General features: G+C 35.3%; 14 protein-coding genes. 4 read left to right on the forward strand and 10 right to left on the reverse strand.

Annotated elements, in window-relative coordinates; genetic code table 11:
- Positions 1-41 precede the first annotated feature (41 nt).
- The 3 genes from AC0J6S_RS14075 to AC0J6S_RS14085 all read left to right on the forward strand — a co-directional run bounded on the left by AC0J6S_RS14075 (position 42) and on the right by AC0J6S_RS14085 (position 2,160).
- Entirely contained in the window at positions 42-521 is a 480-nt protein-coding gene (locus AC0J6S_RS14075; protein WP_474954381.1) for a nuclear transport factor 2 family protein, read from the forward strand.
- The gene (locus AC0J6S_RS14080; RefSeq protein ID WP_474954382.1) at positions 511-963 is read left to right on the forward strand and encodes a DinB family protein; all 453 of its coding nucleotides are present in this window, start codon (positions 511-513) and stop codon (positions 961-963) included. Before AC0J6S_RS14075 ends, AC0J6S_RS14080 begins: the two co-directional genes overlap by 11 nt.
- A gap of 108 nt (positions 964-1,071) precedes the next feature.
- Positions 1,072-2,160, forward strand: coding sequence for an AI-2E family transporter (locus AC0J6S_RS14085; RefSeq protein WP_474954383.1), 1,089 nt, complete (start codon positions 1,072-1,074; stop codon positions 2,158-2,160).
- A 1-nt stretch (position 2,161) separates the two neighbouring features.
- Here AC0J6S_RS14085 and AC0J6S_RS14090 read toward each other — a convergent pair whose 3' ends face one another.
- The 8 genes from AC0J6S_RS14090 to AC0J6S_RS14125 form a co-directional block, all read right to left on the reverse strand.
- Complete coding sequence (locus tag AC0J6S_RS14090) at positions 2,162-3,208, reverse strand: o-succinylbenzoate synthase (RefSeq protein WP_474954384.1); 1,047 nt, start codon at positions 3,206-3,208, stop codon at positions 2,162-2,164.
- 132 nt (positions 3,209-3,340) lie between these two features.
- Positions 3,341-4,549: a tetratricopeptide repeat protein gene (locus AC0J6S_RS14095; protein ID WP_474954385.1), complete on the reverse strand. Its 1,209-nt coding sequence runs from the start codon at positions 4,547-4,549 to the stop codon at positions 3,341-3,343.
- 184 nt (positions 4,550-4,733) lie between these two features.
- Positions 4,734-5,411, reverse strand: coding sequence for a metal-dependent hydrolase (locus AC0J6S_RS14100; RefSeq protein WP_474954386.1), 678 nt, complete (start codon positions 5,409-5,411; stop codon positions 4,734-4,736).
- Positions 5,412-5,455: 44 nt separating this feature from the next.
- Positions 5,456-6,418 carry a 1,4-dihydroxy-2-naphthoate octaprenyltransferase gene (menA, locus tag AC0J6S_RS14105; RefSeq protein WP_474954387.1) on the reverse strand — a complete coding sequence of 321 codons (963 nt, stop codon included), beginning with the start codon at positions 6,416-6,418 and terminating at the stop codon, positions 5,456-5,458.
- A gap of 85 nt (positions 6,419-6,503) precedes the next feature.
- The gene (locus AC0J6S_RS14110; protein WP_474954388.1) at positions 6,504-8,018 is read right to left on the reverse strand and encodes a PH domain-containing protein; all 1,515 of its coding nucleotides are present in this window, start codon (positions 8,016-8,018) and stop codon (positions 6,504-6,506) included.
- Positions 8,018-8,539: a PH domain-containing protein gene (locus AC0J6S_RS14115; protein ID WP_474954389.1), complete on the reverse strand. Its 522-nt coding sequence runs from the start codon at positions 8,537-8,539 to the stop codon at positions 8,018-8,020. The genes AC0J6S_RS14110 and AC0J6S_RS14115 overlap by 1 nt, the downstream gene beginning before the upstream one ends.
- Positions 8,540-8,662: 123 nt before the next feature.
- Positions 8,663-9,493: a 1,4-dihydroxy-2-naphthoyl-CoA synthase gene (locus AC0J6S_RS14120; RefSeq protein ID WP_121365212.1), complete on the reverse strand. Its 831-nt coding sequence runs from the start codon at positions 9,491-9,493 to the stop codon at positions 8,663-8,665.
- A gap of 737 nt (positions 9,494-10,230) precedes the next feature.
- Entirely contained in the window at positions 10,231-11,085 is an 855-nt protein-coding gene (locus AC0J6S_RS14125) for a CvfB family protein (RefSeq protein ID WP_474954390.1), read from the reverse strand.
- Positions 11,086-11,409: 324 nt separating this feature from the next.
- On the opposite strand from AC0J6S_RS14125, the gene AC0J6S_RS14130 reads away from it, so the two are divergent.
- Positions 11,410-12,762 carry a M28 family metallopeptidase gene (locus tag AC0J6S_RS14130; protein ID WP_474954391.1) on the forward strand — a complete coding sequence of 451 codons (1,353 nt, stop codon included), beginning with the start codon at positions 11,410-11,412 and terminating at the stop codon, positions 12,760-12,762.
- Positions 12,763-12,842: 80 nt separating this feature from the next.
- On the opposite strand, the gene AC0J6S_RS14135 is transcribed toward AC0J6S_RS14130, so the two are convergent.
- Together AC0J6S_RS14135 and menD are read right to left on the reverse strand one after the other, a co-directional pair.
- Positions 12,843-13,184, reverse strand: a complete 342-nt coding sequence (locus AC0J6S_RS14135; protein WP_474954392.1) for a DUF2853 family protein — start codon at positions 13,182-13,184, stop codon at positions 12,843-12,845.
- Positions 13,185-13,271: 87 nt separating this feature from the next.
- Positions 13,272-14,945 carry a 2-succinyl-5-enolpyruvyl-6-hydroxy-3-cyclohexene-1-carboxylic-acid synthase gene (gene menD, locus AC0J6S_RS14140; RefSeq protein WP_474954393.1) on the reverse strand — a complete coding sequence of 558 codons (1,674 nt, stop codon included), beginning with the start codon at positions 14,943-14,945 and terminating at the stop codon, positions 13,272-13,274.
- Between the last annotated feature and the right edge of the window lie 29 nt (positions 14,946-14,974).

The following is a 14,974-nucleotide window of genomic DNA, read 5'->3' on the forward strand; positions in this document are numbered from 1 at the left end:
CGCAAAAAATTAGTAATTTTACTACTCACTTTATGTAAAATATGACTGACAACGAGAAAACCCTGGTAAAATTCTATTCTGCTTTTTCAAATGCCGATGCGGCAACAATGTGTGAATGTTACGATTCAACGATACAATTTCGCGATCCTGTTTTCGGATTATTGAAAGGAAATGATGTTTGCCAAATGTGGAAAATGTTGATAGAAAAAAGTAACGGAAATATTAAAATCGAGTATTCAGCTATAAAAGCCAATGAATATTTAGGTGCTGCACAATGGATTGCCACTTACAACTTCAGCAAAACCAATAGAAAAGTAGTCAACGTAATTCAGGCACAATTTCAGTTCAAAGACGGACTAATAATTAAACATACAGATGAATTTGACCTGTTTAAGTGGTCGAAACAAGCTTTTGGAATTACCGGACATCTATTTGGATGGACAGGTTTTTTTCAGAAAAAAATTCACGAAAAAGCACTCTTATCGCTGAAAAAATATAAAGATACCCATCATGCTGATTGAAACTCTAAAAAAACTTTTCAATAGGGATTTAAACATGCTAAAATTTGAAATTGAATCGTACCAAAATGAAACTAATCTTTGGAAAATTGAAAGTAACATTAGTAATTCAGCGGGAAATCTGTGTTTGCATTTAATTGGAAACTTAAATACTTACATTGGTGCGCAGTTTGGAAAAACCGGATATATCAGAAACAGAGCACTCGAATTTTCACTGAAAGACATCCCAAAAACAGAATTACTTTCAAAAATCGAAGCAACGAGAATTGCGGTTAACAATGCGCTTAATGGTATTTCTGAAGAAGATTTAAATACAGAATATCCCCTTTTAGTTTTCGAGAATAAAACTTCAACTGAATTTATGCTTATCCATTTGACTACGCACTTAGCCTATCATTTAGGACAAATAAATTACCACAGACGATTATTAGATACTAAAATCTAATTATAAGAAACATTCAATTTACCGCATTTCTGCACGTTAAAATTCGTACTTTTATTAAAAATCATATTACAATACGAATCGTAAAAACGGATTTAAAAACAAATTTGTATGTTGCAATCTTCTAAAACACCCGTTATATTTCACTCAGACAGAAAATATTCTGTTTTAGAAATTCTTCAGTTGATAGTCTTAGCTTGTCTACTGCTCTATTTTGGCAAAACACTATTTATTCCGTTAAGTTTTTCTTTACTCATTGGCTTTATTCTATATCCTGTTTGTAAATGGATGGAAACAAAAGGAATAAACAAAGGAATTGCTATTTTCATTTCTATTTTAGGAGTGACTCTTTTGGTCGGAGGCATTATCTATTTACTAATCGCGCAATTTTCAGAATTCCTTCAAGAATGGCAAACTTTGCGATTAAAATTAACCGAAACCGTAAATCAATTGAGCCTTTTTATTTCGGAACGATTTGATATTAGTTTGGAAAAACAAAATGATTTCATTAATAATATACTCAACAACTCCGGTTCACAAGCCCTTTCAATCGTTCGAAACACCGCTTATTCTTTATCTGAATCAGCATTTTTTCTAATCATGATACCTGTTTTCTCTACATTAATACTTTTCCATCGCCAGATGTTATCGAATGCCTTATATGAGCTTTTTCCTCCTGAAAGAAAAAACACTATTCATGAAATTCTTATTGAAACCATTCATGAATATTACAATTTTATCAAAGGAATGTTGGTCGTTTATTTAATAGTTGGATTATTAAACAGCATTGGACTTTGGATAATTGGGGTGCCAAATCCTTTTCTATTTGGTTTTATAGCCTCAATCCTAACTTTCATTCCCTATGTCGGAATTATGATATCCGCTCTTTTGCCCATTGCAGTTTCCTGGATAACGTATAATTCCATTTGGTATCCGCTAGCCGTTATTGTCGTTTTTTCTATCGTGCAATTGCTTGAAGCCTATATTATATTTCCATTTGCAGTAGGAAGTCGCTTGAAAATAAACACATTGGTTATAATTATTGTAGTAATTGTGGGAGGTATTATTTGGGGCGCTGCAGGAATGATTCTGTTCATTCCGTTCATCAGTATCATCAAATTGATTGCGGACCGCACACCAAGCTTAAAGACGTTATCCGTTTTATTGGGAGACGGTGAACAAAAGAAAACTACGAAATAATCTATTTCAAAAGATCAAAATCAAACGCCCAATTCAATTCATTTTTATACCACAATTGTCCTTCGGAAACATCCAGCGGACAGTCAAAATTATTGGTATAAAGTGCTCCGGTTCCTAATCCCTGAGGCATTGCATTATGTTGTAAAAAGGTCCATTGCGCAATCGCATTCAGTCCAATATTACTCTCCAAAGCGGAGGTAATCCACCACCCTATTTTATGCTTTTCAGCCAGTGAAATCCATTCTTGCGTGCCTCGAAAACCACCCACAAAACTAGGCTTCAAAATGATGTATTGTGGTTTTATTTTCTCCAGCAATTGTTCTTTTTCTGCCACAGTAAACACACCAATCAGCTCTTCATCCAAAGCAATAGGAAAAGGAGTAGTTTTACATAGCTCTGTCATACTGTCAGTATGATTTTTTTGTATCGGTTGTTCTATGCTATGTAATTTAAATTCAGATAATTGTATTAATTTATTTAAAGCTAAATTTGAATCAAAAGCGCCGTTAGCATCTACCCGAATTTCTATCTGTTCCGGAGTGAAATGTTGCCGAATAAAACGCAATAATTGTAGTTCTTTATCGAAATCTATCGCTCCTATTTTGAGTTTAATACATTTAAAACCCTGCGCTAGTTTTTCTTCGATTTGCTGCTTCATAAAAGCCTCCTCGCCCATCCAAACCAACCCGTTTATCAAGATGGATTTTGTACCATTTGTAAAGTCCGAAGGAAAGAGTAAAAAAGGAGTTTCACTCACTAAAGATTGGAACGCCATTTCCACTCCAAATTGTATCGAAGGAAACTCCAATAACCCTTCCCAAAGATGATCTTTTCCCAAGTGAATATTGTCGCAAGTCCATTGCAATTTTTCTTCATAATCCGGTCGGTCATCAATGCTCAATCCGCGAAGGATTCCACACTCTCCTATTCCTTTTTTACCATCTTGTTCCAAGACAATAAACCAAGTTTCCTTTTCGGTCATAACGCCACGAGAAGTTCCTGAAGGGCGTTTGAAATTAAGAATGTATTTGTGGTAGGTTGCTTTCAAGGAATTTCAAATTATGAGTTATTTTTAATCTAACATACTTGTATCTGACTAATTTTATTAAAACTTAATTGCCTTATATGGTAAAACAAATTAATCGCTTCTTTAAAACATATAAGTCATTTAAATTTCAATCTATTTATCCATCAACTTCAAAACTCTTTCAAAGTCATTGGAAACTATTCCCGCTTTTTTGAAAGCTGCAAAATCTTGTTTTATTTTTTGAGTCCAACTCAAGCTATCCGTTACATTTTGAGAATTATACTCTTTGTAAATGGCTTTTGCAGACGAATAATTATCATTCAATAAATAGGCGTGCGCCAAGTTCAGTTGTATCAATAACTCCGTATTATCAAGCTTCTCGCCTTCTTTTAGGAATTTAATCGCTTTACCGTATTGCTTCGTCAAAAGATAACTACTTCCTATTGCGTTGTAATCCAAAGCGGTTGCTTTTCCATCATTGATTATTGTAGTAAGTTTCACAATAGCCTCACCGTGCTTTCCTTGTTTTACTAATGCAGCGGCTTGCTTGCGCAAATCATTATACACGCTTTTAGAAAGACTGCTTTCGCCAAAACAACTGTCGCCAAAATCCTTGAATGCTTTAGAGCGCTCTACAGCCAATAATTTCTGGAATTCCTTAAACTTGTATTTGGATTGAATTTTATCGAGAATACAAACGCAAAAATCATCTGAATTAGTCATTTTTTGAGCCAAATTAGATGTTTTGCATTGATCGATGATTACCTTTCTGTTTTCAATCGTCCAGCCACGACTGAGTTTATTATCGACCCATGGCACGACTTCCAGAATTATTTTCTGGTTCATAATCCAGTTTTTACTTTCGAAACCAAACCATAAATTCCCTGAATTCGATTGCATGCAAGCTGATTTCTCTGTAGAAAGTCGCTTGGCATCTTTACTGACTGGTGTATCCTGAACTAAACACGCATCATCTTTTTTTCCGTTTTCTTTGTATTTTACAGCTAATTCAGCGCTAGAGAAAACAGCATATTTACATTTATCATCTCCTGAAATTTTAGACAAGATAAAAACTGCTCCTGCTGAACCTTGACTAATTCCTGTTGGGTCCGGAATAGCTTTTAAAACCGAAACTAAACTGCCCGCCATTTGCTGATTTTTATCCAAAAGTGTTATTCTGTAAACGACTTCGGTGGTACCTTCAGGAAAATCTTGGGTTTTTATGATGATTCTGTCTCTTGCGGAAACCGATATTTCTTCAGTTGTAGCGCGGGTTTTATCCCAATAGCCGTCTTTTTGAGAGAAAACGGTATTTGCAGTAAATAGCAACAGAAATAAAACGATAAAATTCTTTTTATGCATGATTGATATAAAATTTAAACACTAAGCGCACAATCCCGAAGTGTCGGGATTCGCATAGTTCACTAAGCAATTTAGTACTTTCAAGCCCTAGCCCTGATAGCAGCGGTATCCTTTACTTGCTTTTTTAAGCAAGTAAAGATACAAGCGAATAGCAGGAGATTGCTTCGAAAAACTCGCAATGACTTTACAAGTCTATGGAACTTCCTATTTCCAGTAACATCAAATCTTTTCCTTTATTGAAAAATTTACGAATAGATTCCTCATGGTCAATTTCGATATAACCGAAAGTATCGAAATGATAGCCCAGAATTTTATCGCAATCCAAGAAATCAGATGCTATAATCGCATCTTCGACATCCATGGTGAAATTATCGCCGATTGGCAAAATTGCTAAATCAAGTTTAGTACGCATAGGAATGAGTTTCATATCCATAGTCAGCGCTGTATCACCCGCAATGTAGATATTTTTATGTTCGCCTTCAATGACAAAACCGCCCGGATTTCCTCCGTAACTGCCGTCTGGAAAGGAACTGGAATGAATGGCATTTACATATTTCAATTTCCCAAAATCAAAATTCCAGCTTCCGCCGTGATTCATCGGATGCGATTGAAAGCCTTTTGCGCCATAGTAACCTGCGATTTCAGCATTGGAAACAATTACCGCATTGGTTCTTTTGGCAATTGCCTCGACATCCAGGATATGGTCCCCGTGAGCATGAGTAAGCAAAATATAATCCGCTTTCAAAGAGTCAATATCAATGTGAGCTGCATTTGGATTAGCCGAAATATACGGATCTACAATAATGTTTTTGCCACCAACTTCTATACCTAATGACGCGTGACCGTAAAATGTTATTTTCATATTTTTTTATTTAAAATTGACTGATTCCCTACTTGATTATTAATTTATCTCCCGCCTAAAAAAGTATTCACAATGATATCCGAAAAAAAGTAAATCATACCTAACGACAACAACACTGAAAGTGCAAAAGTACTCAAAGCTAGTTTTTTTAATTCAGGATCTAATTCCTTGGCATTTTGATTTTTATAGACGGTAACTAAATGTTTAATTAAAGGTATGTACGCCAATAAAAACAAGTACTGATCAAAGTGAAAATCATCAATAATTGCAAAAATCAACACTAAAACCATCGCCGTTACAATCAAAATGTAATGGTATATTTTAGCTTGAGCTCCGCCAATTTTTACGACAATCGTATTTTTATTCGATTTTCTATCGGATGCTTCGTCTCGCATATTATTCAAATTTAAAACACCCACGCTCAATAATCCAATAGCGACCGCCGGCAAAACCAACAACGCATCTAATTGTTTCGAGTATAAAAAATTCACTCCTAAAGTACTCACCAATCCGAAAAATACAAAGACAAATACGTCACCAAATCCACGGTAACCATACGCCGTATTCCCAACCGTATAGCGAATGGCAGATACAATTGAAAGAATTCCCAACACTAAATAGAAAAAGGAATACCATAGATTTGTATCTCTAAACGCATAATAAATCAATAACATTGCTGAAAGCAATGTCAAGGCTGATGTCATTATAATGGCGCGTTTCATGGCTTGTGGAGTAATCACGCCGCTTTGTATCGCGCGTTTTGGACCTACACGATCCTCATTATCTGTTCCTTTCATGCCATCACCGTAATCATTGGCAAAATTAGATAGTATTTGCAATCCTAATGTTGTCAATATAGCAAAGCCAAACAATCGCCAATTAAAGACTTCTGTTGGCGTTAATATACTATCTGTAGGGTTTGCTAAAGCATACATACTACCCACTATTATTCCAGAAACCGATAAGGGTAAGGTTCGTAATCGTGCGGCTTCAATCCAATGTTTCATGTTTTTTTATTTAAAAATTTAAAGTCTATAACTTAAGATTTGTTGCGCAAGCAACTTTAAACCTTAAACTTTAAACTAGTTTATTTTACATCCAATTACTATCGGAAGTTTCTATCTCGTACAACCAGAGGTTGACTTGTTGTTTTACTATTGAATAATTCCCTAACTGAAAATCTATATTTCCTCCTGCAGTATGCAATGTTATGGAACCAATATCCAACTTTTTATGCCACAAAAGCTGCGACGTTGTAATCGCTTGTATTTTACTGGGTTCAATAATATCATTGCTCACATCCCAAGCGCCGCTTTGCTTAATTATAAAATTCTTATGAATGAATAATCGGTTATTTTTAAATTTAAAATATTGGATTAATCCAATAATTACTACATAAACCGGCACCACATAACTATATTCAAAAATTATAGGTTCAAGCCAATATCCAATCCCCAAAAATCCCAACAAAGGTAACCCTATTGAAATAAAAACAGAAAAAATAAGTTTACGAAAATTAGGTAGTAGCATCAATCCCCTTTCAGGAATTTTATGAAACAACAATCTCAATATCGAATCTCTCTCTGCTTCACTACATCCCGGAATTTCAATTATTGATTTCCGTTCTTCTTTTTCGCCTCCGGTTGCTTGTTTGATTTTCAATTCTAAAATCCCCATTTTCTTTTGGAAATAATTCCTTTTAACGGTCGTAATCTGAACTTTTTCAGGTTTGATAATGGTACTTTTCGTATTTAACAACCCAAAAGACAATAGCAAAGACCCTTTTTGTCGGGTTATTTTGTAATCATAATATTTGAAAACAGTACGGATTACATTCACAACCAAAACAACACCAAACAACAACAGTATCGATGTTAAAATAGTTTGCAACACCAAGTTTTTATCGATGTAAGACCCAACTTTTTCTTTGTAAATACTGCTTTCGTCTCCAAAATTTTGAAAATTTTCGTAAATCGTACTAAAGAAAATCACCAGTAATGCAATACTTTTTCCATAATTAGAAGTTATTCCAACTTTCAGCAAACTCAAAAAACTAATTTTTATAAAAGGATGCGAGGCTTCAAATAGTTTTTGCTCGGTTTCCTCCAATGACGTTGTTTCAGTTCCAATTGTAGTCTTTAATTCTTCATTTTCCAACAAACGGAATTTCAAATCCAAAGCCAATTCATGAGAAATCGCTTTGATTGTACCTTCTTTTTTATTGCTACCGGCTGTATCTACATCTAATTCATAAACACCAATCAACTTTTGGATAAAAGACTGATTGATATTTACCTGTTGGATTTTGCGCAGTTGAATCGCAGTTTTGGTTTTATTAAAAACGCCTTCTGTTATAATGAATTCCTGGTTTTCGGCATCCAAAAAGAAAGTAAAATTCAGGTATTTCAAATAGGATACAACCCCAATACTTACAAAAACGGTAAGCATCCCAAGGAAAAAATACAATTTATTAACCTCGTCAAACTTAAAAATCCAAATCACAATCATAGGCCACAGCGCTCTGGCGTATTGCTGAAGCGTGTAAAAAAACATTACCAAAATCCCTATTGAAGATTGCCTTTGTGGTTGACTAAAATCAGCTCCCATTACAATTGCTTTTGTATTTTACCCATCAACAATTGTTTGATATTTTCGGCTTGTTCTTTTTCGATCCCGGGGATTTCAATATCACTGGAACTTCCACCGGCAGTAAAAATTTCTATTTTAGCGAGACCAAAATAACGCGAAATTAATCCTTCATGCAATGCCACATGTTGCACTCTATTATAAGGAATTACGATCGTGTTAGTAGCAATGATTCCGTACCTGAAAATCACATCGTGTTCTCTGAATGCAAATCCTTTTTTCTTAAATCCAATAACAGAAAATGCTACCAACAAAACTGAGAATATAGGAATAACAACACCTGTAATCAACCAGACTCTGCCAGAAAACAATTCGGGTTTAAACATGGAAAACAATATTGGAAGAAGAATAAGTATGCCAATAAATAACGCCAAATTAATTAATACTACCCAAATGTATTTAGGATGCAAATTCGTAAAAGTGACTTCCTCAAATTTTGGAAGCTGGCGGGTATCAATCGTTTCGTTTGTGAAATTTTCCATTTTTATTACTTTGTTTCAGGTTTAACGTTTAACGTTTCAAGTTCTATACTTGAAAACTAAAACAATAAACTTTTCCACCTTGTTTTGTGACTGACCACTAAACACTGAACACTAATTACTAATTTACGGCAACCATTTTTTCTCAAAATTCGGCTTTCTTTTCTCCAGGAATGCGTTTCTTCCTTCTTTAGCTTCTTCGGTCATATACGCAAGTCTTGTGGCTTCACCGGCAAAAACCTGTTGTCCCACCATTCCATCATCGGTAAGATTCATCGCAAATTTTAGCATTTTGATAGCCATTGGAGATTTTTGCAAAATTTCCTGAGCCCATTCGTAAGCTGTGTCTTCTAATTCAGCATGCGGAATCACAGCATTCACCATTCCCATATCCATAGCATCCTGAGCGGAATAATTGCGTCCCAAGAAGAAAATCTCGCGTGCTTTTTTCTGTCCCACCATTTTAGCTAAATAAGCCGAACCGTATCCACCGTCAAAACTGGTTACGTCAGCATCCGTTTGTTTGAAAATAGCGTGTTCTTTACTCGCCAAAGTCAAATCGCACACCACATGCAAACTGTGTCCACCACCTACAGCCCAACCTGGAACTACAGCGATAACTACTTTTGGCATGAATCGGATTAAACGTTGCACTTCCAAAATGTTCAAACGATGCTGTCCGTCATCGCCCACATATCCTTGATGCCCGCGTGCGTTTTGATCGCCGCCGCTGCAAAAAGAATACACGCCATCTTTAGACGATGGTCCTTCTGCAGAAAGTAGGACCACCCCAATTGATGTATCTTCCTGTGCATCATAAAAGGCATTATACAATTCAGCAGTCGTTTTCGGACGGAACGCATTGCGTACATCCGGTCTGTTGAAAGCAATTCTGGCAACGCCATTGCATTTCTTATAAGTGATATCTTCGTATTCTTTTGCAGTGATCCAATTCATCGTAATTAATTTAAAATATTTCAGTGTAAAAATAAATCATTTTTTACATTTTATCTATTCTATTTGCATAAGCTTGTGGTAATCCTTCTCTGATTAAAGGCTTTAAAACGTTAAAAAACAATAAAAAAACAGGATTTTAACAGTTGCCAATTCAAATTATTTTTAATTTTAGGACAAGCTAATCAGATGAATACAAATTCTTTATCTTGATTAATTATTGATTCTTCACTGATTTATTAACCTAAAAAAAGAATGTATTGAATGCAATTAAAAATGTTGTCGCTCCTTTTTCTACGGTAATAACTTATAAAAATATTTTCAAAGCCCCGATAAACGAGCTAATGATACTAGCATTTGCCCCAGCAGTAAAAAATACAAAGTAACACCTACGGTTGATTAAAGAACTATTTTCTTGTCCTTGCAAAAGTGAGACATTAATAAACAATTGTTTAGAAAATCATCTTCCAATATATAGAAAACCAACGGCTTTATTGTGAAATTATTTCTTAACTCCTAAGCAAGTGATTGTACATTTAAAGACAAAACCATCCTTTAAAGTACTTACGCTTAAGTTAATCTTGTTAAAATAGTATCGAGTATACTATTATTCATACAGGTGGATAAATGTACTTTAAAAGTAAAATTAAATTTATTTTAATGTTGCTGGAATTTAACATTCTAAAACAGCATTAAAAAGAGAAAGACTAACCGTAAGTAACGATTAGTCTTTCATTTTTTTATTCCTTAACCAAGTAAATCCCGTCTTCCTTGATTTCGATTAATTTCTCTCGGTATAAAGCTCCTATCGCTTTCTTGAAGGTTTTCTTACTCATTTTCAAAACCGTTTTAATGTCCTCCGGATGTGAATTATCAGTCAAACGCAAGAAACCTCTGCTCGCTCTTAACTCATCCAGAATTTTTTCTGCATTTGGCTCGATACTTTGATATCCTTGAACTTGCAATGCCACATCAATCTTATTATCCGGACGAATTGTCTTGATATACCCTCGCATGCGGTCTCCCGTGCGAATCGCATCATCATAAACTTCATCTTTGTACATCAAACCTTTGTACTTTTCGTTGATGATAACGTTAATTCCTAATTCAGTAATATGAGAAACGATTAAATCTACTTCTTCCCCTTTTTCAACCGTCAGGTGATCATTTTTTAAAAACTGATTCAATTTACTGGAAGCCACCAAACGATTGGTTTTCTCGTCCATATAAAGGTACACCAAGTAGCGTTTTCCTTTTTCCATCGGACGTGCCTGCTCTTTAAACGGAACCAAAATATCCTTTTCCATTCCCCAATCCATAAAAGCACCAATCTGATTGGTATAATTCACACGTAAAAGTGCAAATTCATTCAATAATATATACGGCTCTAATGTCGTGGCAACGGGTCTTTCTTCGTGATCTAAATACACAAAAACTATCAACTCCTCGCCTATTTCAAATTCGTTTGGTACGTATTTGTTAGGCAACAGAATGTCATGAATTCCTTCAGGATCGTGCTCTGGATTACCTAGAAACAAACCTACTTTGGTATCACGTAGTATGGTAAGCGTATTGTATTTTCCTATTTCAATCATTTTCTTTCAATTTCTAAAGTGCAAAGGTACGAAGTTTGAAAATAGTAAATTAAGAAACCGTCCACAAAAAAACAAAGCCCAAATCCGATGGCTATTTTCTTTTTTAGGAGCAGAACTTTCGGCTTATTTCATGACGAGTTGTCCAGCTGTCCGCAGTATCCACGCCCAAAAGCGTGGGATACTTGCTCCCATCAGGGCTAGATTAGGACGTTTTGTTTTTCAAAATTTCGAATAGTACAAGAATAAACAATTCCTAAAACTCAATTTGGTTTACACTTTCTTTTTCTTTTTTACTAACTTTGAAGAAACTAAAAAATCCTATTAATGAAACCAACCTCAATTCTCTGTTTGTTCCTACTACTATTCATTTTTCATACTAATTACGCACAAACTACAGTCGATGATCCCGAAATAAAAAAAATGGTTGCCGAAGTAAAATCGGAAAACATGGAAGCTACAGTTCGTAAACTCGTATCTTTTGGAACCCGACATACATTAAGTGACACCAAAAGCAACATCCGAGGTATTGGTGCAGCACAACGCTGGGTAAAATTGGAATTTGATAAATATGCTTTGGCTTCAAATGGAAGACTGACTTCAGTTATTGATTTTTTCACCATCAAAGCTGATGGAAGACGCATCACCACCGACAGTCAGCTGGGTAATGTGATGGCAACCTTAAAAGGAACTGATCCTACAGATGATCGTGTAATGATTATAAGTGGCCATTTAGATTCTCGTGCTTCTGATGTTATGGATGCTAAATCAGATGCCCCAGGTGCTAATGACGATGCTTCCGGAGTTGCAGCGATGATGGAACTTGCCCGAATTATGAGCCAAAGAGAATTTCCTTTTACCTTAATTTTTGTCGCTGTTGTTGGTGAAGAGCAAGGATTGTATGGAGCCAAACATTTAGCTGATGTAGCCAAAGATGGAAAATGGAATGTTATTGCGATGATCAATAATGACATGATTGGAAACAGTTTATCGAGCGGTACTTTATTGCGAGATAATACCAGAGTTCGTGTTTTCAGTGAAACAATTCCATTTTTAGAAACGGAAGCACAATCAAAAATGCGTAAATCAACCAATCGTGATAATGACAGTCCATCCAGACAATTAGCCCGATACATCAAAACAGTTACCAATCAATATGTAGAGCAACTGGATATTAATTTAGTGTATCGCAACGACCGTTTCTTGCGTGGTGGCGATCACACTCCTTTCAGTCAAAACGGATTTACAGCGATTCGTTTTTGTGAAATGAACGAAAACTACGATCACCAACATCAAAACGTGCGAAAAGAAAACAACATCCAGTACGGTGATTTAGCAGAATTTATGGACTTTGAATACATGAAGAAAGTGACCTGTTCTAACTTGGCTACATTCAGCAATTTAGCTTGGTCTCCAAAAGCACCTACAAACGTAGGAATTGAAGTAAAGGATTTGACTAATTTCTCTACTTTAGTTTGGACCGCTCCTGAAGGAAAGTCGGTTTATGGATATAACATTCTTATCAGAGAGACGTCATCACAACATTGGGAAAAAACAATTTTTGTAACAGACACTAAAGCTGAAATCCCTTATTCTAAAGACAATTTTTTCTTCGCTGTTCAAGCTGTAGATGCATTAGGACATTCCAGTTTACCGGTTTTTCCAATACCAATTCGTTAAAAATCGTTCTATATACTAAATAAAAAAAGCGTTTGCCTAGGCAAACGCTTTTTTTATGGGTATCATTTACAAATTAAGTATTAATTGTAAACGCTTTCTTTTCCAAAATGAACAGTCAATAAATAATACACAACGGCTCTGTATTTATTCGCATTTGAACGACCATATTTTTCAATAACTGCATCAATTCCAGCATCTAAATTAGGACCGTCTGCAAGACCTAATTTCTTGATTAGGAAATTATTTTTCACCGTATCCAATTCGGATTGTTGGCTTCCTGCTACCGTTGCTGAATCCTTATTATAAATAGAAGGTCCACAACCTATGGTTACTTTTGTCAATAAATCCATATCTGGATGTACACCACATTTGTCTTTCAAATCGGCAGCATATTTTACAATTAATTCTTCTCTTGCACTCATAAAATAAAGTTTTGTTTTGATTATTAGGTTTTTATAAAACCAAATTTAAACAATAATTCATCTCCTTTTACGAATTTAAAAAAAATATTAGACTAATTTTTTAAAATATTGCAGCAAAATGCTATCATTTGTTAATGTGGGCGTGAAAATTTCCAAAATACTTGGTTTTTCATTAAGAGCATATAAAGAGGTCAAACTTCTTGATAAACTGGCTTCATCGCTGGCAATACTATATTCAAAACCATACATTTTAGCCAAATATTCCGCAGTTAAACAATGCGAAGTTTCAAAGAATGTATTAAAAATAGGACTTTCTTCGTGTCCTGGTAAAATCCTGAAAATTCCGCCACCTCCGTTATTAATCAATATAATCTTGAAATTTTTCGGGATATAATTATTCCATAACGCATTGCTGTCATACAAAAAACCAATATCTCCCGTTATAAAAACGGTTTGTTTTTCATCTCGTCCATATGACGAGACAGCCGCACCAATTGCAGTAGAAGTGCTTCCATCGATTCCGCTGGTACCGCGATTGCAATAGACTTCAATTTTAGGGTCAATATCAATTAATTGCGCGTAACGAATAGCTGAACTATTGCTGATTTGCAATTGGCTATTCGCTGGTAAACTCTGCATCACTTTTTCGAAAACTTTAAAATCCGAAAAAGGAATTTTATCCAAGTAAATATCACTTTTTAGCTTTCGCAATGCTTTTACAGCGTCTAATTGCTCGAAATAATTACTTTGTGTTGATTCTGTAAGCGGCAAAAAAGTTTCAAAAAATACATTTGGGTCAATTTCAAAATGTTTAGTCAAAGCGCCAAAAGTATCATATGCTCTCAGAGAATCAATATGCCAATGGTGTTTTGGTTTGTATTTTCGTAAAAAAGCCTTGATTCGTTTTGAAACGACCATCCCGCCAAAAGTCACCAATATTTCCGGACGAAAATTTTCAAAATCTTCATTCGTGAAAGGTGTAATTATCGTGTCTATATTATTGATAAAAGTATCATGATGCAAGTTAGATGTTGTTTCGGTCAACACGACCACCGACTCGTCTTTGGCGAAAGCCTCAATTATTTTTTCATTAATTGCATTCGGTTCATTCACTCCAACGAGAATCATTTTTTTAGTGGAATTGTTCCAAATCGTTGCATATTCCGAAACATCTTCAATGGAAATCGTCTGAGTAGCATTTGCGAAAGCGACAGTATTGACTTTGACTGAAAGCTCCGAAACAGTTTCGTATAAAGGCTCTTCAAAAGGCGCATTGATGTGAACGGGACCTTTTTGAGTGATCGCCGTATTAATGGCTTGATTGATTTTTAAATCATTCTCACTCGAAACATCCTCATGCAAATTCGCATTGTATAATGAATGGTTTTCGAAAACATTTTCCTGACGGATGGTTTGTCCGTCGCCTATATCAATTTTGCTTTGCGGTCTGTCTGCCGAAATCACAATCATAGGAATCTGGCTGTAAAATGCTTCCGCTAAAGCCGGGTAATAATTCAATAACGCAGAACCGGAGGTACACACCAATGCCACTGGCTGTTTCGTTTGTTGTGCGATTCCCAATGCAAAAAAAGCAGCGCATCTCTCGTCAGCAATGCTGTAACATTGAAAGGCAGGATTGTTTACAAAACCAATTGTAAGCGGTGCATTTCGAGAACCCGGAGAAATAATTATGGTGGTGATTCCTTTGGCCGAACAAATTTCAATAATGCTTTGTGCTAAAGGTATTTTGGGGTAAATCATTGTTTTATTTTCAATGAAACAAAGTTACA

This window comes from Flavobacterium sp. TS_SC_5 (genome assembly GCF_056156265.1).

Bases quoted from the DNA above. Each gene is read 5' to 3' on its own strand.
- AC0J6S_RS14110 (WP_474954388.1), bottom strand. From the start codon at position 8,018: ATGGGAGCTGATTTTAGTCAACCACAAAGGCAATCTTCAATAGGGATT.
- AC0J6S_RS14125 (WP_474954390.1), bottom strand. From the start codon at position 11,085: ATGATTGAAATAGGAAAATACAATACGCTTACCATACTACGTGATACC.
- AC0J6S_RS14085 (WP_474954383.1), top strand. From the start codon at position 1,072: ATGTTGCAATCTTCTAAAACACCCGTTATATTTCACTCAGACAGAAAA.
- AC0J6S_RS14130 (WP_474954391.1), top strand. From the start codon at position 11,410: ATGAAACCAACCTCAATTCTCTGTTTGTTCCTACTACTATTCATTTTT.
- AC0J6S_RS14120 (WP_121365212.1), bottom strand. From the start codon at position 9,493: ATGAATTGGATCACTGCAAAAGAATACGAAGATATCACTTATAAGAAA.
- menD (WP_474954393.1), bottom strand. From the start codon at position 14,945: ATGATTTACCCCAAAATACCTTTAGCACAAAGCATTATTGAAATTTGT.
- AC0J6S_RS14135 (WP_474954392.1), bottom strand. From the start codon at position 13,184: ATGAGTGCAAGAGAAGAATTAATTGTAAAATATGCTGCCGATTTGAAA.
- AC0J6S_RS14100 (WP_474954386.1), bottom strand. From the start codon at position 5,411: ATGAAAATAACATTTTACGGTCACGCGTCATTAGGTATAGAAGTTGGT.
- AC0J6S_RS14115 (WP_474954389.1), bottom strand. From the start codon at position 8,539: ATGGAAAATTTCACAAACGAAACGATTGATACCCGCCAGCTTCCAAAA.
- AC0J6S_RS14095 (WP_474954385.1), bottom strand. From the start codon at position 4,549: ATGCATAAAAAGAATTTTATCGTTTTATTTCTGTTGCTATTTACTGCA.
- AC0J6S_RS14075 (WP_474954381.1), top strand. From the start codon at position 42: ATGACTGACAACGAGAAAACCCTGGTAAAATTCTATTCTGCTTTTTCA.
- menA (WP_474954387.1), bottom strand. From the start codon at position 6,418: ATGAAACATTGGATTGAAGCCGCACGATTACGAACCTTACCCTTATCG.
- AC0J6S_RS14080 (WP_474954382.1), top strand. From the start codon at position 511: ATGCTGATTGAAACTCTAAAAAAACTTTTCAATAGGGATTTAAACATG.